This is a genomic window from Streptomyces sp. NPDC028298, assembly GCF_055565895.1.
Genome location: NZ_JBVHTL010000005.1, coordinates 551,295 through 575,807 on the forward strand (window position 1 = coordinate 551,295; position 24,513 = coordinate 575,807).

At 71.3% G+C, this 24,513-nt stretch carries 18 protein-coding genes and 1 pseudogene; 12 read left to right on the forward strand and 7 right to left on the reverse strand.

The features are described 5' to 3' along the window. Positions 1 to 23: 23 nt before the first annotated feature. Positions 24 to 1,832: an acyl-CoA dehydrogenase gene (locus ACZ4TO_RS25125; protein ID WP_468025267.1), complete on the reverse strand. Its 1,809-nt coding sequence runs from the start codon at positions 1,830 to 1,832 to the stop codon at positions 24 to 26. A gap of 837 nt (positions 1,833 to 2,669) precedes the next feature. Here ACZ4TO_RS25125 and ACZ4TO_RS25130 point away from each other — a divergent pair. Next, positions 2,670 to 3,161 (forward strand): MarR family winged helix-turn-helix transcriptional regulator, encoded by a 492-nt coding sequence (locus ACZ4TO_RS25130; protein ID WP_382783989.1) that lies wholly within the window; start codon positions 2,670 to 2,672, stop codon positions 3,159 to 3,161. A gap of 386 nt (positions 3,162 to 3,547) precedes the next feature. Beyond that, positions 3,548 to 5,161, forward strand: coding sequence for an MFS transporter (locus tag ACZ4TO_RS25135; RefSeq protein WP_382783991.1), 1,614 nt, complete (start codon positions 3,548 to 3,550; stop codon positions 5,159 to 5,161). A gap of 194 nt (positions 5,162 to 5,355) precedes the next feature. Here ACZ4TO_RS25135 and ACZ4TO_RS25140 read toward each other — a convergent pair whose 3' ends face one another. Beyond that, on the reverse strand, positions 5,356 to 6,921 hold the full coding sequence (locus ACZ4TO_RS25140) for an APC family permease (RefSeq protein ID WP_382783994.1): 1,566 nt from the start codon (positions 6,919 to 6,921) through the stop codon (positions 5,356 to 5,358). A gap of 324 nt (positions 6,922 to 7,245) precedes the next feature. On the opposite strand from ACZ4TO_RS25140, the gene ACZ4TO_RS25145 reads away from it, so the two are divergent. From ACZ4TO_RS25145 to ACZ4TO_RS25155, 3 genes are all read left to right on the forward strand, one after another. Beyond that, positions 7,246 to 7,671, forward strand: coding sequence for a DUF3052 domain-containing protein (locus tag ACZ4TO_RS25145; protein ID WP_382783996.1), 426 nt, complete (start codon positions 7,246 to 7,248; stop codon positions 7,669 to 7,671). A gap of 170 nt (positions 7,672 to 7,841) precedes the next feature. Next, positions 7,842 to 8,699, forward strand: coding sequence for a glycosyltransferase family 2 protein (locus tag ACZ4TO_RS25150; RefSeq protein ID WP_468025318.1), 858 nt, complete (start codon positions 7,842 to 7,844; stop codon positions 8,697 to 8,699). A gap of 650 nt (positions 8,700 to 9,349) precedes the next feature. Continuing rightward, positions 9,350 to 13,339, forward strand: a complete 3,990-nt coding sequence (locus ACZ4TO_RS25155) for an AfsR/SARP family transcriptional regulator (protein ID WP_468025268.1) — start codon at positions 9,350 to 9,352, stop codon at positions 13,337 to 13,339. Positions 13,340 to 13,400: 61 nt separating this feature from the next. Here the strand turns inward: ACZ4TO_RS25155 and ACZ4TO_RS25160 are convergent, their stop codons facing one another. Together ACZ4TO_RS25160 and ACZ4TO_RS25165 are read right to left on the reverse strand one after the other, a co-directional pair. Beyond that, positions 13,401 to 15,092: a bifunctional 3'-5' exonuclease/DNA polymerase gene (locus ACZ4TO_RS25160; protein WP_468025269.1), complete on the reverse strand. Its 1,692-nt coding sequence runs from the start codon at positions 15,090 to 15,092 to the stop codon at positions 13,401 to 13,403. Between the two features lie 165 nt (positions 15,093 to 15,257). Beyond that, positions 15,258 to 16,031 carry a Clp protease N-terminal domain-containing protein gene (locus ACZ4TO_RS25165; RefSeq protein ID WP_468025270.1) on the reverse strand — a complete coding sequence of 258 codons (774 nt, stop codon included), beginning with the start codon at positions 16,029 to 16,031 and terminating at the stop codon, positions 15,258 to 15,260. A gap of 188 nt (positions 16,032 to 16,219) precedes the next feature. Between ACZ4TO_RS25165 and ACZ4TO_RS25170 the strand changes: the two genes are divergently transcribed. Continuing rightward, a complete protein-coding gene (locus ACZ4TO_RS25170; RefSeq protein WP_468025271.1) occupies positions 16,220 to 17,353 on the forward strand; it encodes a DUF2786 domain-containing protein in 1,134 nt (377 codons plus the stop codon). 168 nt (positions 17,354 to 17,521) lie between these two features. Here ACZ4TO_RS25170 and ACZ4TO_RS25175 read toward each other — a convergent pair whose 3' ends face one another. Both ACZ4TO_RS25175 and ACZ4TO_RS25180 read right to left on the reverse strand, forming a co-directional pair. Beyond that, a complete protein-coding gene (locus ACZ4TO_RS25175; RefSeq protein ID WP_468025272.1) occupies positions 17,522 to 18,079 on the reverse strand; it encodes a DUF4232 domain-containing protein in 558 nt (185 codons plus the stop codon). Between the two features lie 217 nt (positions 18,080 to 18,296). Beyond that, positions 18,297 to 18,803: a hypothetical protein gene (locus ACZ4TO_RS25180; protein WP_468025273.1), complete on the reverse strand. Its 507-nt coding sequence runs from the start codon at positions 18,801 to 18,803 to the stop codon at positions 18,297 to 18,299. Positions 18,804 to 18,949: 146 nt separating this feature from the next. On the opposite strand from ACZ4TO_RS25180, the gene ACZ4TO_RS25185 reads away from it, so the two are divergent. The 4 genes and pseudogenes from ACZ4TO_RS25185 (at position 18,950) to ACZ4TO_RS25200 (ending at position 20,987) form a co-directional block, all read left to right on the forward strand. After that, complete coding sequence (locus ACZ4TO_RS25185) at positions 18,950 to 19,336, forward strand: VOC family protein (protein WP_468025274.1); 387 nt, start codon at positions 18,950 to 18,952, stop codon at positions 19,334 to 19,336. 286 nt (positions 19,337 to 19,622) lie between these two features. After that, positions 19,623 to 19,946, forward strand: a pseudogene (locus ACZ4TO_RS25190) (metalloregulator ArsR/SmtB family transcription factor); the annotation flags it as partial. Next, entirely contained in the window at positions 19,943 to 20,497 is a 555-nt protein-coding gene (locus tag ACZ4TO_RS25195) for an SRPBCC family protein (protein ID WP_468025275.1), read from the forward strand. The pseudogene ACZ4TO_RS25190 and the gene ACZ4TO_RS25195, both read left to right, overlap by 4 nt. A gap of 205 nt (positions 20,498 to 20,702) precedes the next feature. Further along, positions 20,703 to 20,987, forward strand: coding sequence for a DUF397 domain-containing protein (locus tag ACZ4TO_RS25200; RefSeq protein WP_037625978.1), 285 nt, complete (start codon positions 20,703 to 20,705; stop codon positions 20,985 to 20,987). A gap of 138 nt (positions 20,988 to 21,125) precedes the next feature. Here ACZ4TO_RS25200 and ACZ4TO_RS25205 read toward each other — a convergent pair whose 3' ends face one another. Then, the gene (locus tag ACZ4TO_RS25205) at positions 21,126 to 21,647 is read right to left on the reverse strand and encodes an ATP-binding protein (RefSeq protein WP_468025276.1); all 522 of its coding nucleotides are present in this window, start codon (positions 21,645 to 21,647) and stop codon (positions 21,126 to 21,128) included. A gap of 338 nt (positions 21,648 to 21,985) precedes the next feature. Between ACZ4TO_RS25205 and ACZ4TO_RS25210 the strand changes: the two genes are divergently transcribed. Together ACZ4TO_RS25210 and ACZ4TO_RS25215 are read left to right on the forward strand one after the other, a co-directional pair. Further along, entirely contained in the window at positions 21,986 to 22,810 is an 825-nt protein-coding gene (locus tag ACZ4TO_RS25210) for a helix-turn-helix domain-containing protein (RefSeq protein WP_468025319.1), read from the forward strand. Between the two features lie 144 nt (positions 22,811 to 22,954). Beyond that, positions 22,955 to 24,415 carry an aldehyde dehydrogenase family protein gene (locus ACZ4TO_RS25215; RefSeq protein ID WP_468025277.1) on the forward strand — a complete coding sequence of 487 codons (1,461 nt, stop codon included), beginning with the start codon at positions 22,955 to 22,957 and terminating at the stop codon, positions 24,413 to 24,415. Positions 24,416 to 24,513 lie beyond the last annotated feature (98 nt).

Genomic DNA, 24,513 nt, shown 5'->3' on the forward strand with positions numbered 1-24,513 from the left:
TGTTCGGTGGTGGTGGGGGGTTGTCAGGCGGCGTTCGACTCGTCGCCCCGGCCGGCCTCGCGCGCGCCGGGCGAGGCCATGCGCATGCGGCGGATCGAGAAGAACTCGTCGGTGGCGTACTGGGAGTTGAGCTGGGCGAAGAGCCGGTGGGCGGTCTCGGGGTCGAGTTCGCCGGTCTCGTACTGGTGGATCTGGCGGCGGGCCAGCGCGGCCTGGAGCCATTCGCCGCCGGCGAAGAACTCGTCGAGGTGGTCCCGGTTGAAGAGCCACACGCCGAGAGCGGCGACCTTGGCGTGCAGGGCGCTCAGTTCCTCCGCGATCCTGATCAGCCGGGGCGGGGTGGACTTGGCGGAGGCCGTCGGCTGGGCGGGCAGTGCGGCGCCCGACTGCCGTACCTCCTGGACCCGTGCGAGCAGCGCGTCGAGTTCCCGGCTCAGTTCCCCGGCCCGGCCGCGCAGGTCGGCGAGCCGGTCCGCGTCGCAGCCGGCGGACGGCGACAGCTCGCCGAGGCGGGTGATCAGCGCGGGCAGGCTCGCGAACGTGGCGTCCCTGCCGCGCCCGAACACGCTCACCCGGTGCGGCTCGAAGGCGGGCAGTTCGGCCCGCAGGTCGTACAGCGCCCGCCAGTCCTCGTCCGGGGTGTGCCCCTGCGCCTTGGCCAGGGCGGGCAGTTGGAGCGCGAGGCTGTCCAGGCAGACCGGCTCGCTGCCGTCGAAGACCGATACGACGGCGCCGTCGCGGAGCATCTTCTGGAAGGTGCCCACGTGTTCGGCGGCGCGCATGAAGTACCGGGCGCCCAGGGTGCGGGCCAGGGCCTTGCTGTTGAAGTCGACCAGGCGGGCCACCTGCACCTTGGCCAGGTTCGCCCAGATGCTGAACTGCTCGGTGTACAGGTGCAGTCCGCGCATCGCGACGAGGCTCTCGCACTCCGCGACGAGCAGGTTCAGGTAGGCGTTGGCGAGGGATTCGGTGACGTACGGGATCTCGGTGGCGGGTCCGTCGTAGAGGATCCGCTCCGACAGGAACCCGGTCACGGTCCGCAGCATGGTGTCGCCCGTGCCGAGCGACAGGCCGGTGCAGAAGGTCCGGGTGATCAGGAGGCCGCGCAGGGCCAGTTCGAGTCCCTCGCCCTCGGCGCCCAGCCGGGCCGAGGCGTCCACCCGGGCGCCGTCGAAGGCGATTCCGCTGATGTCGCAGCCGCGCAGACCGTAGGTCGGGACGCGGGGGACGCCGGACACCTCGCCGGAGACGATCTGTGACCGGTCCACGAGGAACATGGACTGCTGCCGCTTGGCCGGCGTGGTCTCGTCGCCGGTGATGCCGAGCAGCACCACGTGGGTGGAGGTCCGGCCCCGGTTGATCGGCCACTTCTCGCCGGTCAGGACGTACTGTCCGCCGTCCGGGGTGGCCGTGAACCGGTTGGCGGCCAGGTCGGCGCCGTGCTCCGGCTCGGAGTAGGCCAGACAGGGCACGACCCCGCCGGCGAGGACCGTGGCCGCGTGCTTCTCCTGCTGTTCGGCGTCCCCGCCGACCCAGGCGAGCATCATCCAGACCTGGGTGCTCTCGCTCACCGCGACGTTCATGTCCCGGCGGGCGATGACCCTGGTCAGCATGAGGATGTCCTCGGCGGCCCGGAGATCGCCGCCCAGTCGTTCCGGAACGAAATAACGGTTGAATCCGAAAGCACGGACCCGTTCGATTCCCGCGGACGGAAGTTCGTCGCGTTCGTCGAGCTCCAGTGCCCCCGCGAAAGATAAGGAGTTCCGCTCCACCGCGGGGTCGCCGAGCCAGTCCTCCAGGGCTTCGGCGAGGGCGGTGCTTGATTGTTTCATCGAGCTTTTCCATTCCATGCTGGAGAGGACAGCGGCGTCGAAAGGCAGCCCTGTCCGAAAAACGGCCGTGGTGATGGAGAGGTGCGTGACAAAGCGGCACAGGGCGCGACGCGCGTAGCGCGGCGCAGTGCGCGGTGTCAGACCTTTGAAGTCGGATGAGGTCGGATCAGTGATGGATGCCGTGCCGGTGCCGGCAGGCGGGTGAAGGACGCCGAACCGGCCGAACAGGCCGGTGTGGGACGCCGGACCAGTGATTTCAGGCCGGTTGTGTCAGACCGGCACTGTGGCACCAGTGGTGCGGGATCGGCGCGTAGAGGCGCGCGTTCCCCGGCGTCAGCGTTGTCCGCTACAGCATCTGATCGAAAAATTAACCATTTCTATTTTCCCCCGTCGCGCGAAGCGCTCTTGTTTTCCTCGTGTCTGGCTCGAGTCGCTGTGAGCGATGTTCTGGCCAGGCAATTCAGGAGCCTAGCAGGCGCGCCACAACGCCCTATGTGATGCGAGACACAGGCGACACCCGGCCGCCTCGATCGAATGGCCGACTCCGCACGTGATCATCAATTGTCTGACCTCGTCCATTCCCGGAGAATGGCTGATTCCATTTCGGGGACCCGGACCGTGATGGTCCGTTCGATTTTGCATCGACGTAACGTGCGGCATCGCGGGGCCGATTGCGGACGGATGAATTCCTCCCGCTCCGGAATCTGTCCTTCCCGTGGCCGCCGCCGAGGGGCGCGGGGCCCCGGTCGCCGGGATCCCGCCAGGGGGAGGGGTTACCCGCGGAAGAATCGTTGTATCTTCGATGGTGGAGACTGCCACGATCGAAGGAGTCGGCTCATGGTGCGCAGCGGTAACGCCGAGCAGCACGGGGCGTCCCCCCGGAAGGACTTCCTCATCGCCGAGCGGCCCGGCTATCTGCTCCACAAGGCAGGGCTGGTGCTGGTGGAGGATGTGGAGAAGGCGCTGGCCGGGGTCGGCATGCGCATCCGCGATTTCTTCGTGCTGGCCGCGCTGGCGGGCGGGCCCGAGCTCTCGCAGCAGGACCTCAGCCGGCTGCTCAACCTCGATCCGACCACCGTCGTGACGGTGATCGACGAGATGGAGCGCAACGGGCACGTCGAGCGCCGGCGCAATCCGGCCGACCGGCGGCGCTACAACCTGATCCTCACGGATTCCGGCCGTGCGGCGCTCGCGACCGCGGACCGGGTGGCCACGGAGGTCGAGTCGGGCTTCTTCGGCGCACTCGCGGAGGACGAGCGCGAGGCGCTGCGCAAGACGCTGGGCATCCTCATGGCGGGCCGCTGGCCCGCCTCGGTCTGCTCCGACTGACACCCGTTTTCCACTCGCCCGCGCTTTCTCCCCGCGGGAGCCCGCGAAGCCCACAGAGCCCCAGGAAGCCCGCGGCGCCGTTTCGACGGCGCCGCGGGCTTCTGCCGTATCGGGCGACGCGACGGTGGCGGCGGCACCGGCCACGTCCACGGGATCGGCGGCGCCCACGTCGGCTTCCGTTTCGCCCGGTGTGCCGTTTCGCCGCCGCCTCGGGCTCCCGTCGCGCACCGGCGGCCGTCACCGCGGGTGACCGCACTCCGGTGAAGGGCTGGTCGGTCCTCGGCGGACGCGCCCGCCGCTACCGAACGTCACGAACGTTGACGTATGGCTTTCCAATCATCTAGATTTCCATCATCTAAGGATCCTGCTGATTGGAAGGTTCTCCCATGTCCGCAGAACGCGCTCCGTCGCCCACGAGGTGGTGGACACTCGGGATCGTCGCGTTGGGCTCGTTCATGCTGATGCTCGATCTGAGCGTGGTCTCCATCGCGCTTCCGCAGATCCATCGCTCCCTGGGCGGCAGCTTCGCCGACCTCCAGTGGGTGTTCGACGCCTACGCCCTCACGCTGGCGATCTTCCTGGTGGCGGCGGGATCGCTCGCCGACCGGATCGGCCGCAAGAAGGTCTTCCAGGTCGGCTTCGCCATCTTCACCATCGCCTCCCTGGCCTGTGGACTGGCCGACGGATCCGGCCAGTTGAGCTGGTTCCGTGCCGTCCAGGGTGTCGGCGCCGCCATCATGTTCGCGGTCGGTCCCGCCATGCTCAGCCACGAGTTCCACGGCAAGGAGCGGGCGACCGCCTTCACCGCGTTCGGTGCCGCCGTCGGTCTCGCCGTCGCCACCGGCCCGCTCATCGGCGGCTCGCTGATCAACGCGCTGTCCTGGCGCTGGATCTTCTACATCAACGTGCCGGTCGGCGTGCTCGCCCTGCTCGTCGGCGCGCTGCGCGTCCGTGAGTCGCTCAACAAGCGGGCCCACCCCACCGACTGGACCGGTCTGGCCACCTTCAGCGTCGCGCTCGGAGCACTGGTCTTCGCCACCATCCGCGGGCCCGTGGAGGGCTGGACCAGCGGCACCACGCTCGGTCTGTACGCCGCCAGCGCGCTCTTCCTGGTCCTCTTCGTGGTCATCGAGCGCCGCCTGGGCGAGCGCGCCCTGATCGACCCGGCGTTCTTCCGCAGCCCCACCTTCGTGGGCATCTCCCTCGTCGCCATGATCGGCAACGCCGGAGCGCTGCCGTCGGTGTTCTTCGAGACCAGCTACCTGGAGAACATGCTGCACGTGGACGCCTGGGGCACGGGCCTCAGGTTCCTGCCGCTGACCGGCGCGATGTTCGTCGCCGGAGCGCTCGGCGGCGGGCTCATCGGCAAGGTCCCCTTCCGGATCCTGCTGGGCGGCTCCACCGCGGTCATGGCCGTCGGCATCCTGTTCCTGAACCTCACCAAGGCCGACTCGTCCTGGACCGTGCTCGTCCCGGCGCTGGTCATCTCCGGCTTCGGCATGGGCGCCTTCAACCCGGCCCGTGCGGCGCTGGCCATCGGCGTCACCGAACCGGCCAAGGCCGGTGTCGCCTCCGGCATCAACGAGACGTTCCAGCAGGTCGGTATCGCGGTCGGTATCGCCGGCGTCGGCGCGTACTTCCAGCACAGCGTGGCCGACGACTTCACGTCCTCGGCGGTCGGCAAGCAGATGGGCGATGGCGCCGCCGAGGAGGCCGCGCACGGCATCAGCGCCGGCTCGCTCGACGCCGTCGCCCAGGCCGCGGGACCGCTGCGCGACAAGGTGCTGGCCACCGGGCAGGACGCGTTCATGAGCGCCTTCCACGGCGCCATGACCCTGAGCGCGATCCTCGGGTTCGTCGCCGCGGTCATCGGCTTCACGATGCTGCGTACGAAGGACCTCCACGCCAGCGCGCTGTCGACCATCCCGCCGGACGTCGACGAGGACGGCGAAGTCCTCTCCGACGGTTCGACGGACGTCGCGGTGGGCGCGTCGGCCTGACGCCACCGCCCCTCAGCACCGCCCCGGTGGTCACTTCCCCCGCGCCACCGGGGCGGCTCACCGTTCTCCCGACCCGCGCCCCCGCGCGGGTCGGTCGCCGTTCCGGTCGCCGTCGGTCACACGCCGTTCCGGTCGCCGTCGGTCACACGCCGTTCCGGTCGCGGGCGGGAGCGGGCGTCCCGGTCGCCCGTGGGTCAGTGGGAGTCCCGGTCGTGGGACGAGACCGGGATCGTCTCCTTGCGGAAGTAGGCGGGGCGGAACGCGCTGTACGCGAACATCAGGATCGCTCCGAGGAGCAGCGCGCCGACGCCGGTGACGAACACGCCGCCGAGCTGCCGGTGCGGCGGGAAGGGCAGGGTCCACGAGGTGCTGCCGTAGTCGGCGGCCGCGTACACGATGCAGGCGTTGATGAAGAAGTACAGCAGCATCAGACCGCCGAGGCCCGGCATGATCCCGCGGGTCCACAGGTCGTGCGCGCTGCGCGTGAGGACCTTGCGGTAGTACCAGACACAGGCGAAGCCCGTGAGCCCGTAGTAGAAGGCGATCATCAGCCCGACCGAGCCGATGGAGTCGGCCAGGACGTTCTCGCTCACCCGCGTCAGCATCACGTAGAAGACGATCGAGGCGATCCCCATGCCCACGGTGGACCAGGTCGGGGTGAGGAACCGGGGGTGGATGCGGGAGAAGCGCTGCGGGATGGCCTTGAACGCGGCCATGGACAGCGTCGTGCGCGCGGTCGGCAGGATGGTCGTCTGGGTCGAGGCCGCCGCCGAGGTGAGGACCATGACGATCAGGAGTTTGGTGGCGACCGTGCCCCAGCCCCCGGAGCCGAAGACCTCGGCGCCGAGACTGGAGAGGACGTCTCCGGAGTTGTCCGGGTTGCCCAGCCCGATGCCCTTGTCGCCGACCCCGGCGAAGGCCTGCGCGGACGTGGTGACCAGGACGTAGACGAGCAGCAGGATGACGGTCGAGATGACGGCCGCGCGGCCGGGGGTGCGGTCGCGGTCGACGGTCTCCTCGTTCACGGACACCGCGGTGTCCCAGCCCCAGTAGATGAACACGCCGGCGAGGATGCTCTTGGTCAGGTCGTCGAACGAGTTGATCTCGAAGGGGTTGAACCACGACCACGAGATCTCCGACGAGACGTTCGGCGCCGTCCCGCCGTACACCTTGACCAGCGCGGTGATCGACAGCAGGAACAGCACCACGATCTCGATCGTGAGCAGCGCCTTCTGCAGGTTGGCCGAGAGTTCGATGCCGATGTAGCAGATCAGGGTCATCAGGGCGATCCACAGGACGCCGACGAAGGTGACCCAGAAGGTGTCCTGCGCCAGCCCGTCCGCGCCGATGAGCTGGAAGCCGTACGCGCCGGCGATCTGCGCCAGATTGGCCATCACGATGATGTCGGCCGCGACGATGCCCCAGCCGCCCAGCCAGCCGGTACGGGGGCCGAAGGCGCGGGCCGCCCAGGTGAACGTGGTGCCGCAGTCGGGGTCGGCCCGGTTCAGCTCCTTGTAGCCGTAGGCGATCAGGAACATCGGGACGAACGCGAGGATGACCACGATCGGCGACTGGAAGCCCACGATCCCGACGATGACGCCGAGGGTCGCCGCGAGGCTGTAGGCGGGGGCCGTGGAGGCCAGCCCGATCACCGTGCTGGAGAACAGACCCAGGGCGCCGCCCTTGAGGCCCTTGTCCGTGGAGCCCGGGCCCAGCGGTGGCAGGGGCGCGGGCGGCGGCGGGACGGATGGTGAGCTCATGGCGCCCTCCGGAACCTGGTGGCGCCCGCCGGGGGTGGACCGGGCGCACGCTGTCCCCGGCCCGCGAGCTCTGGGCATCCCGGGAATCACCGGGGACGTCCGGGGGACCGGGCCGCTCTCACCAGCATGAACCCGCTCGCCGACAACCGGTAGTCGAGCGTGCCCCGGACGGCTGTCACCCCCGCGCCGCCCCGTTCGTCGCGCCTGCGCCGCCCCCTTCGCGCTCCCGTGCGTCATCGCGTACGTCGGAGGTCGGCGGCGCCGCGTGCGCGGGTGGGCCCGGGAACGCGGGCCGGCCGGGCCGGGCGGTGTCATCCTGCGGGGATGACGGGATCCAGCGCGGCGGGCGGCGGGTACTCCGGTACGCCGCTCGCCCGGAAGATCGGCATCAAGGCGGGCCACCGGGTGCGGCTGGTCCATGCTCCGCCCGGCTGGGAGATTCCCGGGCTGCCGGAGGACTGCGAGGTCGCGGAGAGCGGCCCGGAAGGGGCGGACGTCACCCTCGCCTTCTTCCGGGAGCACGCCGGACTGGCGGCGCGGGCGGCCGGACTGGCCGGCGACCTCGCGGACGAGTCCATGCTGTGGATCGCCTGGCCCCGCCGCGCTGCCGGACACCGCAGCGACATCGCGGAGAACGATCTGCGGGACCTCTTCCTGCCGCTCGGACTCGTCGACGTGAAGGTGGCGGCCCTGGGGGAGGACTGGTCGGGACTGAAATTCGTCCGCCGCAAGGAGAACCGGCGTTCCTGATCACGTACTTATGGGCGTAGATCAGGACGTACGTACGGCGGACCTGACGGCGTACTTGAGGGGTCATCCCGGTGAACGACTAGCATCGCGGCACAGTTGTCGGCCGGGATGGGGTGGGTGTCGTGTCGCAGGCGGAGGAGGGGCCACGGATCGCCGTTGCCGTGGTGACCATGGGCAACCGGCCCGTCGAGGTCGACGCGCTGCTCACCTCCGTGGCCAAGCAGGACGTGGCCCCCACCCGGATCGTGATCGTCGGCAACGGCTGCCCGCTGCCCGAGTTCGCCGAACGCCTCGGTCTGCCGGGCGAGGTGACCACCGTCGAGCTGGACGACAACCTCGGCTGCCCCGGCGGCCGGAACGTCGGACTGGGCAGGCTGCGTGAGTTCGGGGACGTGGACGTGGTCGTCGAACTCGACGACGACGGGCTCCTCGTCGACGGCGACGTGCTGCGCAAGGTGCGCGACCTGTACGCCGCCCGGCCGCGGCTCGGCATCGTCGGCTTCCGCATCGCCGACGAGAACGGGGAGACGCAGCGCCGCCACGTGCCGAGGGTCGGCGCCAAGGACCCGATGCGCGGCGGACCGGTCACCGGCTTCCTCGGCGGCGGCCACGCGCTGTCCATGCCGATGCTCGCCGAGACCGGGGACTGGCCGGCCGAGTTCTTCTTCGCGCACGAGGAGACCGACCTCGCCTGGCGGGCCATCGACGCGGGCTGGACCGTGCTGTACGAGCCCGAACTGCTGCTCCAGCACCCCAAGACCTCGCCCGCCCGGCACGCCATCTACTACCGCGTGACCGCCCGCAACCGGGTCTGGCTGACCCGCCGCCGGCTGCCCCTGGCGCTGATCCCCGTGCACCTGGGCATCTGGATCGTGCTCACGCTCCTGCGGACCCGGTCGGTCGGCGGGCTGCGGGCCTGGTTCGGCGGCTTCGCGGAGGGGCTGCGGCGGCCCGGCGGAGAGCGGCGCCCGATGCGATGGAGGACGGTCTGGCGCCTCACCCGCCTGGGGCGCCCGCCGGTCATCTGAGTCCGCGGGTCGTCTGAACATGCCGGTCGTCTGAGCCTGCGGGTCTTCTGAGCCAGAGGGGCCTCTGAGGCCGAGGGGCCTCTGAGCTCGGGGTCGACGGCCGGTTCGTCACAGGAGCCGGCCGTCGCCGTCCCGGGCCGCTCGTCGGCCGGGGTGGCACCGCTTGCCGTCCCGGGTGGGGCGGTGTGGCGTTCGGAGTGGGGCGGTGTGGTGTTCGGGGTGGTTCGGCCCGCCGTCCGGTGGCACGGCTTGTCCGCGCCGCCGTCCGGTGGCACGGCTTGTCCGCCGGAGTGGCACGGCCCGCCGTCCGGAGGCATGGTTTGTCGGCCGGATCGGCGCGGCCTGTCGTCCGGGCGGTTCACCGGACGGGTACGGACGGAGGCCCCGGTCGATCACCTCGACGACCGGGGCCTCTGACGTCCCCGGATCCGGCCGCGGCGGCGACACTCCCCCGAGTTACGCGTAGTACGCGCGCACCGTCGGGCCAGATCCGATGGCTTGATCACATCAGCCTGCGCCAACGGATCGCTAACATATGGCCAACGGTTCCCTCGGGGACGATCACTTGACCGGCGCGAACTCGTCCTGGGAGGGCGCGAAACCGCCGTGGTGCGCGGCCGGCGCGGCCGGGCGGAAAGGCAATGGGCGGCGTGATGCGGAACGGGCTGCGGTTCGGGCTGCTGGGGCCGCCGGTCCTGTACGACGCCGATGGCGAGGTCGTCTCGATCGGCAGCCGGAAGATGCGTGCCCTGCTGGCCGCGCTGCTCCTCGAACCGGGCCGGGTCGTCTCCGTGGGCGCGCTCAAGGACGCGCTGTGGGGCGGGGCGCCGCCCGCCTCCGCCCAGGCGTCCCTCCAGAACCACGTGACCCGGCTGCGCCGCCTCCTCGACGATCCGGAACGGCTGCGCTCGGTGTCGCCCGGGTACGTCCTGCGCGTCGGCGAGGGCGAGTTGGACGTCCGCGTCTTCGAGCGGAACGCCACCGCCGCGCGGGACGCGCACGCCGAGCGCGACTGGGAGCGGGCGCTGCGGCACGCCACCGACGCGCTCGCGCTGTGGCGTGGCACCCCGCTGGGCGGCCTGCCGCCCGAGACCGGCGGACGCGCCTTCGCGCAGCGGCTGGAGGAGGGCCGGCTGCTCGTCCTGGAGTGGGGGTACGAGGCGGAGCTGTGCCTCGATCCGACGGCGTCCCGGCTCGACCGGCTGGCCCCGGAGCTGGCCGCCCGCACGGCCGAGCATCCGCTCCGCGAGTCGTTCCACCGGCTGCTGATGCTGGTGCTGCACCGCACCGGGCGCCAGGCCGAGGCCCTCGCCGTCCACCGTGACCTGCGGGCCCGCCTGCTCGACGAGCTCGGCATCGAGCCCGGGCCGGCCGTGCGCAGGGCCCACCTGGAGATCCTGCGGGACTACGACCGGGTTCCGGACGGGCCCCGGGAGGGTGCCGGGGGTCCGTCCGGGATCGGGAGCGGCGGGGAGGGCAACGCCTGGATCCCGGGCGTGGGAGCGGACCGGAGAAGGGGCGGCGACCGACGACGGGGCGACGACCGGGACCGGGACCGCCGGGCGGCCGGCACGGCCGACCGGAGCCGCGATCGGGCCGAGAACGGCGGCGACGAGGGCAGGGGCAGGGCTGACGACGGCCACGACGGCGGGAGCGCCGGCCGAGAGCGGAACGACGGTCGCCGCGAGGGCGCCGGCCGCGACGGGAACGTCGGAGGGGACGGGAACGTCGGAGGCGATGGAAGTGCCGGCCGGAACGGCGGTGTCGGCGACGACGGTGGCCGGAATCGGAGCGGCGGCCGGAACGGCGGTGTCGGCGATGACGGTGGCCGGAATCCGAGCACCGACCGGAACATCGGTGTGGGCGACGACAGTGGCCGGAACCGGAGCACCGACCGGGGCGGCGACGGCGGCCGGGACGGTGACGCCGACCGCTCCGCGACCGTGGTCCGCGAGCGGGCCGCGGGGCGGGACGGCGGCGCCGACGCCGCCGGGAGCTTCGACCGGGATACCGGCGTCGGCCGGGTTGCCGCCACCGATGGAGACGGTGGCGGTGCGGAGCCCGGGAGTGGCTCCGTCCGGGGTGAGCGGGGCGTGGCCGCGCCGCCCCGGCCCGCTCAACTCCCGCCGCCCCCGGCTCACTTCACCGGACGCGAAGACGTCCGCGACCGCCTGTTCCGGGTCCTGGACCCGGAGAACTTCCCCCGTCGCACGCACCCCGAGGCCGAGGACCCGGCACACCCGGTCGGCCACCCCGGCGCACCCGGGGGCGCACCCGGCGCCGAAGCATCCGCAGACGCGTTCGCCGGTGCATCCGCCCGTGCGTCCGGACACCCCGGGGCCACGGAGACCGCCGGCGCACAGGGCCGCCCGCGCGTCGCGGTGATCAGCGGCATGGCGGGCGTCGGCAAGAGCGCGCTCGCGCTGCACGTCGCGCACGGACTGCGGGAACGATTCGCCGACGGCCAGTTGTACGTCAACCTGCACGGCGCCACCCCCGGCATGACCCCGCTCACCGCAGGTCAGGCGCTGGCCGCGCTCCTCCGCGACCTCGGCACGGAACCCCGCCGCATCCCCGAACACCCGGACGCCGCGGCGGCGTTGCTCCGGTCGATGCTCGCGCCCACCCGCACCCTCATGGTGCTGGACGACGCGGCGCACGCCGCCCAGGTGCGCCCGCTGCTGCCGGCCGGCACCGGCTGCGCGGTGATCGTGACGAGCCGCTCGCCGCTCACCGCCCTGGACGGCGCCGACCGTTTCCCGCTCGCACCCCTGACCGACGAGGACAGCGCGGCCCTGCTCCGCGCGGTCTCCGGCCGCCAGGACGGGCTCGACGGAGGCCACCCTCTCGTCGAACTCACCGGCCGGCTGCCGTTGGCCCTCCGGGTCGTGGCGGCCCGTCTCGCGGCCCGCCGAGCGCTGACCCCCGATGTCCTGGCCGGTCAACTGGCCGCCACGGAAGGCCGGTTGCACCATCTGGAGTACGACGACCTGAGCGTGCGCCGTTCGCTCGCCGTGGCGCACGACGCGCTGCGCGCCTCCGAGCGCGAGGCCGACCGGGACGCGGCGCTCGCCCTGTGCCGTATCGGCGCGCTCGACCTGCCCGCGTACGGAGCCGCCCTCGTCGCCCGCCTCACCGGAACCGACGAACGCCGGGCCGAGGCGGCGCTCGACCGCCTCGTGGACGTGGCCCTCCTCGAGGAGACCGCGTACGGGCGGTACGCGCCGCACGATCTCGTACGGGACTTCGCCCGGGAGATCGCGGGCGCGGCGGAGTGCGTCCTCGCGACAGCGACGGCCGCAGCCGCGGCACCCATGGCCGACGACGCCGGCGCCGAGACCCACGCCACCACCGGCCCGGATCCCGTGACGACCGGGACCGAACCGCTCGGCCACGACACCGTCGTCGCCGAGCGTGCCCTGCGCTGGTACGCCGGTGTCGCCGCCCGCGCCCTGGAGGCGATTCTGGAACCCGGCCTCGACAGGGAGGACCGGAGCAGGCCGACCGCCTCGCAGCCGGCCGGGCACGCGGCCGACGTGGCGGCCACACCCCCGTTCTGTTCCGGGCGGGAGGCCTTCGCCTGGGGCGACACGGAACTGGCGAACGTGGTCGCGCTCGCCGAGCGGCACGCGCACGCCTCGCCGTACTTCCCCCTGCTGGCCCGCCTGCTCAACCCGTACGTGCAACGCAGCGGCCGGGTCGCCGAGTTGGAGGTCCTGCAGCGGGCCGCGCTGGACGCGGCGCGCCTGCTCGGCGACGAGGCCGCCGAGGCGTACGCGCTCGGCGACCTCGGTGGCCTGCACTTCATGACGGGCCGCGTGGGCGAGGCCCTCACCCTGAACGACGAGGCGCTCGCGATCTGGAGCCGCCTCGGCGTGCGTTCCTGCCAGCGGCGGGCCCTGAACAACCGGGGCATGCTCCTCGAATCCCTGGGCCGTCACGCCGAGTCCGGTGAGGCACTGCTCCAGAGTCTTCAGTTCTCGCGGGAGCTGGGCGACCCGCACATGGAGGCCATCACCTACAGCCACCTCGGCAACCTGTACGAGCACACCGACCCGCGGGCCGCCATCGACCACCACAAGCGCAGTCTCGCGATCGGCGACGCCGTGCAGGACGTGATCATCCGGCACTCGGCGCACTGCAACATCGGCTATGCCCACCTCACGCTCGGCGAACCGGCCGCCGCCGTACCGCACTTCGAGGAGAGTCTGCGCATCCTCGGCGGTCACGGCGACTGGCACGGCGAGTCACAGACCAGGCTCGGCCTGGTGCGGGCCCTGCGCGGTGTCGGCCACGGGGAACGCGCCGCGCGCGAGTGCGATCTGCTGCGGTGCCGCGCCGACCGCCGTGCCGACCGGTACACCGGAGGCCTCGCCCGTCACCAGGCGGGACTGCTGCTGTGGGAACGCGGCGACGCCGAGGCGGCCTACGCGGAGTGGACGTCGGCTCTGGAGGCCCTGGCGGAGACGGACAGCCCGGTGACGGGCGAACTGCGGAACCTGCTGGCGGCCGGAGCGGCCGGAGCGGCCGAATCTGTCGGAGCTTCCGGAACCGGCAGAGCAGGCGGAGTCGCCGGAGCAGGCAGTGGGGCCGGAGTGGACCGAGCGATGGGCGGCGTGGTGGTGGCGGGCGGGGCGTGAGGTCGGCCGGTGTCTCGGCAGGCTCAGGCGTCCTGGACCGTCCGGCGACGGGCGGACCGCGTCACTTCGCGTCCGCGTAGCACCGTACGACCGCCGTCGTGAACGGGAAGCGCACCGGCGTCTGCCCGAACGTGAGGCGGCCCGCCAGTTCGGCCGCCTCACGGATGGCGGCCACCACGGTGTCGGCCTCCTCGGCCGGGCAGTGCACCATCACCTCGTCGTGCTGGAAGAAGACCAGTTCGGCGGCGAGCCCGGAGCAGGTGCGGCGCAGTGCCGCCAGCATCAGCAGGGCCCAGTCGGCCGCGCTGCCCTGCACGACGAAGTTGCGGGCGAACCGCCCGCGGGCACGGGAGTTGGAGGACGCGTACCCCGGCACCCAGCCCTCCTCGGAGGGGGACTCCACGGGTTCGTCCTGCGGGATGCCCGCCTCGTCCCCGCCGCCGTCGCCCGACCCGGCGGCCGGAGGGCAGGTCCGCCCCAGCCAGGTCCGCACCAGCCGCCCCTCCTCGCCCGCGCGGGCCGCGTCGTCCACGTACGCGACCGCCTTGGGGAAACGGCGGCGGAGCAGGGCGAGGTTCTTCAGGCCGTCGCCGGAGGTCTGGCCGTAGACGGCGCCGAGCACGGCGAGTTTGGCCTGCTCCCGGTCGCCGGAGAACGCCCGGTCCGACACCGACTGATAGAGGTCGCTCTCCCGGCCCGCCACCTCCATCAGGCCGGGATCGCGGGAGATGGCGGCGAGGACGCGCGGCTCCATCTGGTCGGCGTCGGCGACGACCAGCCGCCAGCCGGGGTCGGCGACGACGGCACGCCGGATCACCTTGGGGATCTGGAGCGCGCCGCCGCCGTTGGTCACCCAGCGTCCGGTGACCGTCCCGCCCGGCAGGTACTCGGGCCGGAACCGTCCGTCGCGCACCCAGTCCTGGAGCCAGGACCAGCCGTGGGCGACCCAGATCCGATACAGCTTCTTGTACTCGAGGAGCGGCTTCACGGCCGGATGGTCGATCGACTCGATCTCCCACCGCCGGGTGGACTTGACCTTGATCCCTGCCTGCGCGAACGCCTTGACGACATCGGCCGGCAGGTCGGGTCTGACCCGTCGTCCGAACGCGGCGGACACCTCGTCGGTGAGCTCGGCCAGGCGCCGGGGCTCACCGCCGCCGGTGTACCGCTCGCCGAGCAGTTCGTGCAGCACGTCCCGGTGGACGTCCGCGCTCCACGGCAGCCCGGCCTGGTTCATCTCGGCGGCGACCAGCATCCCCGCGGACTCGGCGGCCGTCAGCAGCCGCATCCGGTCCGGGTGCGCGGCCGCGTCGTGCCGGCGCTGCTGGTCGGCGTAGACCGCGAGGAGATCGGTCAGCGGCACGTGCACCGGGCGGGGTTCGAAGAGGGAGGACTGCGAACCGGGTTCGGCGGAGCGCTGCGGCGGGTCGGGCGGCACGGGGCCGCCGCGCAGTCTCGCCAGCGCGGCGGCCGCCGACCGGGGCTCACCGAGCCGCCCCTCGTGTCCGAGCAGCAGGGTCTCGGCGGCCTCCATGTCGTAGCACCGCTCCACTCGCACCCCCGTGGCGAGCAGACGCGGATAGACATCGGCCGTCGACCGCCACACCCACCGGCTCACGTCCGGCCGGGTCCGTACGGCCTCCGCGAGGTCCGCCTCCCGGCGGACCTCTCCCGCGGGCAGCCCGTCCGGGCCGAGGGCGGCGAGCTCCACGCCACCGTCCTCGGCCGGCGCGAGAGCCCAGCGCTCGGTCATGCCTCCGAGTCTCGCAGGAGGGTCTGACAACGCCCCTCCGACCAGGCTGTATCGACTCCGACCAGGCTGTACCGACCGGCCGTCTGCCGGCGTTGCCGAGGCTGCCCTTCGGGCATCCCCGCCGGGCGGCGCTCCGAAGGGGATGCCCATACGCGACGGCTGCCGCTAGGACGCGCCCTCCGCCTCCGCCTCTGCCGCCGACCTCGCCTCCGCCTCCGTCTTCTCCTTCACCAGCTCGGTGATCATGCGTCCGATGTGCGCCTCGGTCGCCGTCTTGTCGACGCCCGCGCCGCTGAGCACGCCCTCGCCGTTCTCGAACTCCAGCAGGGCGAGCAGGATGTGTTCGGTGCCGACGTAGTTGTGGCCGAGGCGGAGGGCCTCGCGGAACGTGAGCTCCAGGACCTTCTTGGCGGCCGGTCCGTACGGGACCAGTTCGGGGACCTCGTCGGCCGCCGGCGGCAGCGCGGCCAGGGCCGCCTCGTGGACGGCGTCCAGGGAGACCCCCTGCGCGGTGATGGCCCGGGCGCCGAGCGCGTCGGGTTCGCTGAGGAGGCCGAGGACGAGGTGCTCGGGCAGCCCCTCGGTCCCGCCCAGGGCCTTGCACCGCTCGTGCGCGACCATGACGGCCTTCCTGGCCCGTTCGGTGTAGCGGCCGAAACCCTGGCTGGGGTCGAGGTCCGCCTCCGCCTTGGGCACGAACCGCTTCTGCGCGGCCTGACGGGTGACGCCCATGCTCCGGCCGATGTCCGTCCAGGAGGCCCCGGAACGTCGTGCCTGGTCCACGAAGTGCCCGATGAGATGGTCGGCCACCTCGCCCAGGTGATCCGCCGCGATCACCGCGTCCTGGAGCTGGTCGAGTGCGTCGCTGTGCACCTTCTTGATGGCCTCGATCAGGTCGTCGAGACGCACGGATGCCTTGCCGGGAGGATTCGTCGTCATGTGTCAACGGTAGGTTGACAGTCCTGAGGTGTCAACCCGAAGTTGACAGTCGATGGGTGCGGCGCTCGTGCCGTTTCCGGCACTCCGATGCGGACGGCCGACGCTCTGTCCACAGGGTGTGGACGAGTCCCCGGCCGCGGTGCCGAGGCGGACACCGGCCCCCGGTCCGCCCGTGACACGATCGTGGGATGAGTACGTCCAGCACCGTGGAGCGCGCCTTCGCGGCCGCCCTCTACGCCGACACCGACACGGCGCTCGACACGGGAGCCTCCGCGCTCGCGGCCGACCCCGCCTCCGACGCCGAACTCGCCCGGCGCGGCGAGGAGTTCGTGGCGGCGGCCTGGCGGCGCGGCTGGCAGCCCGCCGACGTCGTACGGATCGTGCGGCGCGACCTGGACGACGTACACGTACGCCTGGTGATCTCCTCGATCCTCGGGCAGCGGGAGGGCGACCGCGAGCCCCGGGGCGCACGCTGGGCGGCCCAGCTCGACGAGCTGGGGGCCGAACCCCACGACCTCCGGACCGACCGTTTCTCACGTGCCACCGCGATCCTGGAGCTCTACCGCCTGCTCCTGCGCCTGCCCACCATCGAGCCCCTGGACCCGCCCCGGGCGCCGGGGACGGCCGCCGCCCCGCAGGAGACGCGCATGCTCACCCGCATCCGCGCCCTGCTGGCGAAGGCGGAGGCGACCGGGTTCCCGGAGGAGGCCGAGGCGCTGAGCGCGAAGGCGCAGGAGCTGATGGCGCGGCACACCATCGACGAGGCGCTCCTGGCGGCCCGGACCCACGCGAAGGATGCGCCGGGCGCCTGCCGTGTCGGCGTCGAGCCCCCGTACGAGACGGCCAAGGCGGTGCTCCTGGACGCGGTCGCGGGGGCGAACCGCTGCCGGGCCGTGTGGAACGACGCCCTGTGCTTCTCGACCGTCGTCGGCTTCGAACCCGACCTGGAAGCCGTCGAGCTCCTCTACACCTCGCTCCTCGTGCAGGCCACGGCGGCGATGACGAAGGCGGAGGCGGCGCAGCGGGCGGGCGGCCGCAAGCGCACGAAGACGTTCCGGCAGTCGTTCCTGGCCGCGTACGCGCACCGGATCGGCGACCGGCTCGCGTCGGTCGCCGAGGAGCAGGTGAACGCCACGGGGACGGAGGGGGAGCTGCTGCCGGTCCTGGCGGCCCGTGACGTGGCCGTCGCCGACCACCTGGACCACATGTTCCCGGAGACGGTGACGACCAGGATGCGCGGGATCACCGACGAGGCCGGCTGGCACGAGGGCGCCGCTGCGGCGGACCGCGCCCAGGTCAGGGGCCGGCGCCCGCTCCCTTAGGGCGCCCGTTCCCTTAGGGCGCCCGTTCCCTTGGGGTCGGGCCGGGGCCGCCGACGGAGGCCGTGCGCTCACGCGGTGGGCCGAGCCCGCTGACGGGCTCGCGCGCCCCGCGAAGCAGTCCAGCGGTGCGTCCTTGCTTAGGAATGCAGCAGCCCTACGGTGCGTGCGTCAGTCGCCCGCGTGCTGGAACGGTGTCACGGAGGCGTTCGGCTCGCTCGCCGATCCCTTCCCGGCGAGCGGTCCGTACGACCACGGGAAGCTCTGCGTGGTGTCGGCGCCGGGCAGGCTGATCTTCAGCGTCTTCGCGGCGAGGGTCTTGGCGTCGCCCTCCGCGCCCCGTACGTAGGTGATCGTGAAGGTCGCGGTGTCGCCCTTGGCGAGGGTCAGCGCCTCCGGCGCCGCGGACTTGTCCGCCGCGATGTCCGCGGAGGTCCCGCCCGCTTCCACGCCGAGTCCGGGGAAGCCCTTCAGGGTGCACCGGCCGCCCTTGTTGGTGAGGGTGACGGGGATGTTGCCCGTGTCCCCGGCGGCCGTGGCGGCGTTCGCGGGGCCGACCTGGATCGCGGTGTCACCGATGGCACAGGCCGCGGCGGTCGACTGCTTCGCCGAGCCGGCCGTGGCACCGGACTTCTCGGAACTGCCGGTGCTGCCGGAGCCGCCGCCGTCGCATGAGGTCAGGGCGAGGGCCGCCGCGAGGACGGTGACGGCGATGGGCAGAGCGCGCATGGGTTCCCCTGGAAGTCGTGACGATGTGCATGGATCATCACGCACCCGGGTCCACCGAGGTTGCGCACCCCTCACTGTTCACCCGCAAGGGAACGGTATCGCCCGATATTGTCCGCGGACGTTCCCGCCATGTCGGGTCCGCTGACGTTCCTGTGTCGCCGAGGGCGGCCGCCGCGATCCCCTGGGGCTCACGGCGATGCCGTCGACCGCCCGGGGATCAGGAGCCCAGGCTCGCCGTCGGCAGGCCCGTGGGCAGCTTTCCGCCCTGGCTCTTGGTGTACGTCTCCTTGCCGACGGCGCCCTCCCAGGTGACCGTCAGGGTCGTACCGGTGACGGAGTCGACCATGCCGACGGCACGCTTCTTGCTGCCGTCCGTGCAGGCCAGGCGGATCATCTGCATGCTCGCCTCGTCGGACGAGGTGCCGCTGCACACCGTGCCGCCCGTCGCGAAGAGGCCGGCCTGCTTGCCGTTGATCATGAGAACGACGGCCTTGCCGTCCGCGGTCGTGAGCCAGCTCCCCTGGAGCTTGCCGCCCGCCGTGGACGTGCTCCCGGAGCCGCCGCCCGTACCGGCGCCGTCCGTCGCGGACGCGCTCGGGGTCGCCGACGGGTCTCCGGAGTCGTCGCCCCCGCTGCTGCAGCCGGTCAGCACGGCCGCCGCCGCCAGCCCCACGGCCGCTGCCGCGAGACGCGCGTGGCGGGACGGGAAGGTCGCCGTAGTCACTGAAGCCCCCAAGGGTGGGATGGATGCGGGTCGCCCGGACGATCGCAGCAAGCTATCAGGAGGTCCGGAGGGCCCCTCCGAGGACGCGATAGGTAGGAGATTCCCTACGATTGACTCGTAGGGAATCTCCTACCTATTCTGTGGCCATGAACATCATTCACGCCTCCTTCGTCACGCTTCCCGTCGCCGACCAGGACCGGGCCCTTCGCTTCTATCGGGACGTTCTCGGATTCGAGGTCACCGCCGACCTGGACATGCCGCCCGGCCGGTGGCTCCAGGTCGCGCCGAAGGGAGCGCAGACCGTCTTCACGCTCTCGGGCCCCGGGATGGGGGGTTTCACGCCCGGCGAGGCCCGGGGGATCATGTTGGTGACGACCGATGTCGACGCCGACAGCGCGCGGCTCGCCGCCGCCGGTGTCACGGTGGAGGGTCCCGACGACCTTCCCTGGGGCCGTATGGCCTCGTTCCGGGACCCCGACGGCAACGGTCTGATGCTGATCACGGAGAAGGCCCTGGAGTCGGCCTCGGAGTAGAGGGAAGGACACTGAACGCGCCATGACGGGGATCGGGGTCGGACCGGGGGCCACGGCCGGAGTGCGCGCCGAACCGGGGGAGTCCCCTGGTGCCCCCGCCGGAGCCGATCCGACCACCGGCACCGACTCGTCCGCCGCGGCCGGTGTCTCCGCCGGAGCCGACTCGCCTGTCGGGACCGGCCGACCCGCCGGAGCCGACTCGCCTGCCGGGACCGGCCGACCCACCGGAGCCGATGCTCCGGTCGGAGCCGGTGATCGCGCCGGAGCCGACTCGCACGCCGCACGTGAGGACCAGCTCTTCGCGGCGCTCGCCAACTCCACCCGTCGTGAGGTGCTCCGGCTGCTGCGTGAGCGGGGCCCCCAGCCCGTCCAGGCCCTGGCCGATCATTTCGCCATGCGGCGCCCCAGCCTCTCGGAACACCTCAAGGTGCTCCGGGAGGCCGGACTCGTGTCCGAGGAACGCGCCGGCCGGCAGCGCATCTACCGCCTGGAGGCGGCCCCGCTCGCCGACGTCCAGGGCTGGCTCCATCCGTACGAGCGGTTCTGGCGCGACAGGCTGAAGGGCCTCGGAGCCCTCCTGGACCGCATGCCCGACGATGCCGAGACATGACCTCCGACCCGCACGACCCGAACCCCGACCCGCACGACCCGAACCCCGACCCGCACGACCCGAACCCCGACCCGCAGGGCGCCGGCGCCGATCCCGCCCCCGGTGATGACGACCTCACGACCATCCGCGTCGCCCAGTTCCTGCCGCATCCGCCGGCCAAGGTCTGGCGGGCCCTCACCGAGCCCGGGCTGCTCGCGCAGTGGCAGATGCCGGGTTCCGAGAACTTCCGGCTCGAGGTCGGCCACCGGTACACGCTGACCGCCGTCCCGCGGCCCAACGCGAACTTCTCCGGCACCGTCGACGTGCGCGTTCTCGCCTTCGAGCCCGAGCGGATGCTGAGCGTCGGCTGGGCCGACGCGCACGCCCGGCGGCCGGCGGACTGGACCATTACCTGGACACTGGAACAGGAAGGGCGCGGTACGCGTCTCTTCCTAGTACACGCGGGATTCGATCCGGACGATCCCGCCCAGATGATGGCGCGGAAGATCATGGACGGGGGCTGGAGGTCGCATGTGATGCGATCTCTGGGGAATGCGCTGGACCGGATGTAGGCCCGCACCCACTCCGGTGAGGTGCGGACCGTAGTCAGGCGTACGACAACCGGTAGTCAAGGGCCGGTAAAAGCTGTAACCGCAGGACCACCCCGCGTGCACGTGCATCTGCCCATGCATCTGCACATGAACAGAGCTATGATCCGAGTCAGTTGACTACTGCATCTATGGCCACCTCAGCCACTGCACGACCGGGGAGCGACCTGTGGACCACGACGTGTTCGACGTGGATGACGTGTACGACGGTATGGCTGAATTCGTGTACAACGGCATGGCCGCGACCGAGCTCGACGGCGTCGCCTGGCAGAAGAGCCGGCACAGCAACTCACAGGGTTCCTGCGTGGAGTTCGCGCGGCTGCCCGGCGGTGACGTGGCCGTGCGGAACTCGCGGTTCCCCGAGGGGCCCGCGCTCGTCTACACGCGCGCCGAGATCGAAGCCATGCTCCTGGGCATCAAGGACGGCGAGTTCGACCACCTGATCGCGGGCTGACAGCCGTGATCCCGAACCGTCCCGAACCGATGGGTCGCCGAGAGCCGGCGAGGGTACGGGCGGCGTAAACCGAGGGTGAACCTCACTCTGCGTTCAGTAACGCGCGTAGAACCGCGGCGCCAAAAGGCGCCGCGGTTGCTATTCGGGGGAGAGCGCGGCCGTGTCCGGCTGTGCTCCCAGCCGGAACAGCGCCCAGACGACCTTGCCGCTGAGCGTTCCGGCGAGCGGGTGCCAGCCCCAGCTGTCGGAGAACGAGTCGACCAGGAAGAGGCCGCGCCCCGACTCCGCCGCGAAGTCTTCCGAGTCGCCGGCGACCGGACTCTCGTGGCTGGGGTCGCGCACCGCGCACACCAGTCGTGAGGTCCACCTCATCAAGTGCAGCCGTACGGGCGGCCCTTGGTCGTCCTTGCGGGGCGTGTCCGCGGGCAGCGCGTGCCGCAGGGCGTTGGTGACGAGCTCGGAGACCACGAGGCAGACATCGTCGAAACGGTCGCCGATCTCCCACTGGTCCAACGTGCCGCGGGTGAACTGCCGGGCCTCGCGCACCGCTTCGTAGCGGGCGGGCAAGGCGCACGAGGCGGCGCTGGACACGGCCGCGGGATCGAGAGGCGGAAGTCCCTGCCGTAAGGGTTCGAGCATGGTCGATCCATTCGTCCCCATGCGAGGCACTCCCGGGTGTTCGCGGTCGTTGCGATGCAGCGGTGGCGCGGGGACCATGGTTCCGAATGCGTACAGCAGATGCAAGGGCAGATGCACGTGCACGCGCCCGAATTGGGCCTTCCTCTGCTACTTCTTGGTCATTTCTTCCTTCACCTTATTCTCAGCAGTCGACGCTTCACTGATCCTTTTCTGTGCTTCTGCTTTGGCTGCTTTCCGTTTCCGTAACTGAACGAGTACTGCTTGAAGTGTTTTAGTGGCAGACTGCGGCGTCTGGAAGACGGTTGGGGAGGCTGACGAACGTGAGCGCTGGTGAGTCGAGCGGCTCGGTGGTGCGGCGCATGCTGCTGGGGTCACATCTGCGGCGCCTGCGTGAGGCGCGTGGCATCACCCGTGAAGCGGCCGGCTACTCGATCCGCGCCTCCGAATCGAAGATCAGCCGTATGGAGTTGGGAAGGGTGAGCTTCAAGACCCGCGACGTCGAGGATCTGCTGACGCTCTACGGCATCGCGGACGAGGCCGAGCGCACCTCCCTGGTCTCGCTCGCCAAGGAGGCCAACGTCGCGGGCTGGTGGCACAGTTACTCCGACGTCCTGCCGAGCTGGTTCCCCACCTATGTCGGTCTGGAAGGCGCGGCCCACCTGATCCGGGTGTACGAGGTGCAGTTCGTGCACGGCCTGCTCCAGACCGAGGCGTACGCGCACGCCGTCGTCCGGCGCGGGATGAAGGGCGCCTCCGCCGCCGACGTCGACCGGCGTGTGGCCCTGCGCCTGGAGCGCCAGAAGTACCTCGTCTCCGAGAACGCCCCCGAGTTCCACATCGTCCTCGACGAGGCCGCGCTGCGCCGCCCTTACGGCGACCGCGAGGTGATGCGCGGACAGCTCCAGCACCTGATCGACGTCTCCGAGCGGCCCAATGTGCGGCTCCAGGTCATGCCGTTCAGCTTCGGCGGCCACTCGGGCGAGAGCGGCGCGTTCACCATCCTGAGCTTCCCCGAGTCCGATCTGTCGGACGTCGTCTATCTGGAGCAGCTCACCAGCGCGCTCTATCTGGACAAGCGCGAGGACGTCAACCAGTACGAGGGCGCGCTCAAGCAGCTCCAGCAGGACAGCCCCGGGCCGGCCGAGAGCCGTGATCTGCTGCGCGGGCTGCTCCAGCTCTCCTGACCTTCCCAGGAGCAGCCGCGGACTTCTCTGGTCTCCTTCAACTCCCTTGAAACACAAGTACGATGACATGTGATCAGACCGTGATCGGATGTCTGCTGACCCGGGCCAAGGACTGTCTCGGCAGCACAGGGATTGAGGGAGCACATGTCGTCCTACTTCACCGACCTGGCCCAGCAGTACATCGACGGCGAGTGGCGCCCGGGCACAGGCTCCTGGGACATCATCGATTTCAACCCGTACGACGGCGAGAAGCTGGCGTCGATCACGATAGCCACGGTCGAAGAGGTCGATGACGCCTATCGCGCGGCCGAGCGCGCCCAGAAGAAGTGGGGCGCGACCAACGCGTACGCGCGCCGCGCGGTCTTCGAGAAGGCGCTCGCGATCATCGACGAGCGCGAGGAGGAGATCACCGATGTGATCATCGCCGAGCTCGGTGGCACCCGCCTCAAGGCGGCCTTCGAGCTGCACCTCGTGCGGGAGTTCCTGCGGGAGTCGGTCCAGCTCGCGCTGCGCCCCGAGGGGAAGATCATCCCCTCGCCGGTCGACGGCAAGGAGAACCGCCTCTACCGCGTCCCCGTCGGTGTCGTCGGCGTCATCAGCCCCTTCAACTTCCCCTTCCTGCTGTCGGTGAAGTCCGTCGCCCCCGCGCTCGCGCTCGGCAACGGCGTGGTCCTGAAGCCGCACCAGAACACCCCGATCGTCGGCGGCTCGCTGGTTGCGAAGATCTTCGAGGACGCGGGCCTGCCCGGCGGCCTCCTCAACGTCGTCATCACCGACATCGCCGAGATCGGCGACGCCTTCATCGAGCACCCGGTCCCGAAGGTCATCTCCTTCACCGGCTCCGACAAGGTCGGCCGGCACGTCGCCACGGTCTGCGCCGCGAACTTCAAGCGCTCGGTGCTCGAACTGGGCGGCAACAGCGCCCTGGTGGTCCTGGAGGACGCGGACATCGACTACGCGGTCGACGCGGCGGTCTTCAGCCGTTACGTCCACCAGGGTCAGGTCTGCATGGCCGCCAACCGCGTGCTCGTGGACCGCTCGATCGAGGCCGAGTTCACCGAGAAGTTCGTCGCCAAGGTCAGGACGCTGAAGGCCGGTGACCCGAGGGACCCGCAGACGGTCATCGGCCCGGTCATCAACTCCTCCCAGGCCGACGCGCTGGCGAACGTCGTCGAGCAGGCGCTCGCCGAGGGCGCCACCGCCCTGGTGCACGGCACCACCACGGACAACCTGGTCGAGCCCTCCGTCCTGACCGGTGTCCCCGCCGGCTCGGACCTGCTGCGCCAGGAGGTCTTCGGCCCGGTCGTCTTCCTCGTCCCGTTCGACGGGGAGGAGGACGCGGTGCGGATCGTCAACGACACCCCGTACGGCCTCTCGGGCGCCGTCCACACGGCTGACATCGAGCGCGGCGTGAACTTCGCCAAGCAGATCGACACCGGCATGTTCCACGTCAACGACGGCACCGTCCACGACGAACCCCTCGTCCCCTTCGGCGGCGAGAAGCACTCCGGCATCGGCCGCCTGAACGGCGAGACGACGGTTGACTCCTTCACCACGACGAAGTGGATCTCGGTGCAGCACGGGCGGAGCCGCTTCCCCTTCTGAGCCGCCTTCGCGTGATCCTCCAGCGTGCCCGGACCCTTGCGGACAGGAACTGACCGCAAGGGTCCGTAGCGTCGTCGGTGTCAGTCGGAAGGACCCGA

What these genes read in the sequence shown, in the direction of transcription:
- ACZ4TO_RS25125 (WP_468025267.1), bottom strand. Translation starts at nt 1,832, where the DNA reads ATGAAACAATCAAGCACCGCCCTCGCCGAAGCCCTGGAGGACTGGCTC.
- ACZ4TO_RS25130 (WP_382783989.1), top strand. Translation starts at nt 2,670, where the DNA reads ATGGTGCGCAGCGGTAACGCCGAGCAGCACGGGGCGTCCCCCCGGAAG.
- ACZ4TO_RS25135 (WP_382783991.1), top strand. Translation starts at nt 3,548, where the DNA reads ATGTCCGCAGAACGCGCTCCGTCGCCCACGAGGTGGTGGACACTCGGG.
- ACZ4TO_RS25140 (WP_382783994.1), bottom strand. Translation starts at nt 6,921, where the DNA reads ATGAGCTCACCATCCGTCCCGCCGCCGCCCGCGCCCCTGCCACCGCTG.
- ACZ4TO_RS25145 (WP_382783996.1), top strand. Translation starts at nt 7,246, where the DNA reads ATGACGGGATCCAGCGCGGCGGGCGGCGGGTACTCCGGTACGCCGCTC.
- ACZ4TO_RS25150 (WP_468025318.1), top strand. Translation starts at nt 7,842, where the DNA reads ATGGGCAACCGGCCCGTCGAGGTCGACGCGCTGCTCACCTCCGTGGCC.
- ACZ4TO_RS25160 (WP_468025269.1), bottom strand. Translation starts at nt 15,092, where the DNA reads ATGACCGAGCGCTGGGCTCTCGCGCCGGCCGAGGACGGTGGCGTGGAG.
- ACZ4TO_RS25165 (WP_468025270.1), bottom strand. Translation starts at nt 16,031, where the DNA reads ATGACGACGAATCCTCCCGGCAAGGCATCCGTGCGTCTCGACGACCTG.
- ACZ4TO_RS25170 (WP_468025271.1), top strand. Translation starts at nt 16,220, where the DNA reads ATGAGTACGTCCAGCACCGTGGAGCGCGCCTTCGCGGCCGCCCTCTAC.
- ACZ4TO_RS25175 (WP_468025272.1), bottom strand. Translation starts at nt 18,079, where the DNA reads ATGCGCGCTCTGCCCATCGCCGTCACCGTCCTCGCGGCGGCCCTCGCC.
- ACZ4TO_RS25185 (WP_468025274.1), top strand. Translation starts at nt 18,950, where the DNA reads ATGAACATCATTCACGCCTCCTTCGTCACGCTTCCCGTCGCCGACCAG.
- ACZ4TO_RS25195 (WP_468025275.1), top strand. Translation starts at nt 19,943, where the DNA reads ATGACCTCCGACCCGCACGACCCGAACCCCGACCCGCACGACCCGAAC.
- ACZ4TO_RS25205 (WP_468025276.1), bottom strand. Translation starts at nt 21,647, where the DNA reads ATGGGGACGAATGGATCGACCATGCTCGAACCCTTACGGCAGGGACTT.
- ACZ4TO_RS25210 (WP_468025319.1), top strand. Translation starts at nt 21,986, where the DNA reads ATGCTGCTGGGGTCACATCTGCGGCGCCTGCGTGAGGCGCGTGGCATC.
- ACZ4TO_RS25215 (WP_468025277.1), top strand. Translation starts at nt 22,955, where the DNA reads ATGTCGTCCTACTTCACCGACCTGGCCCAGCAGTACATCGACGGCGAG.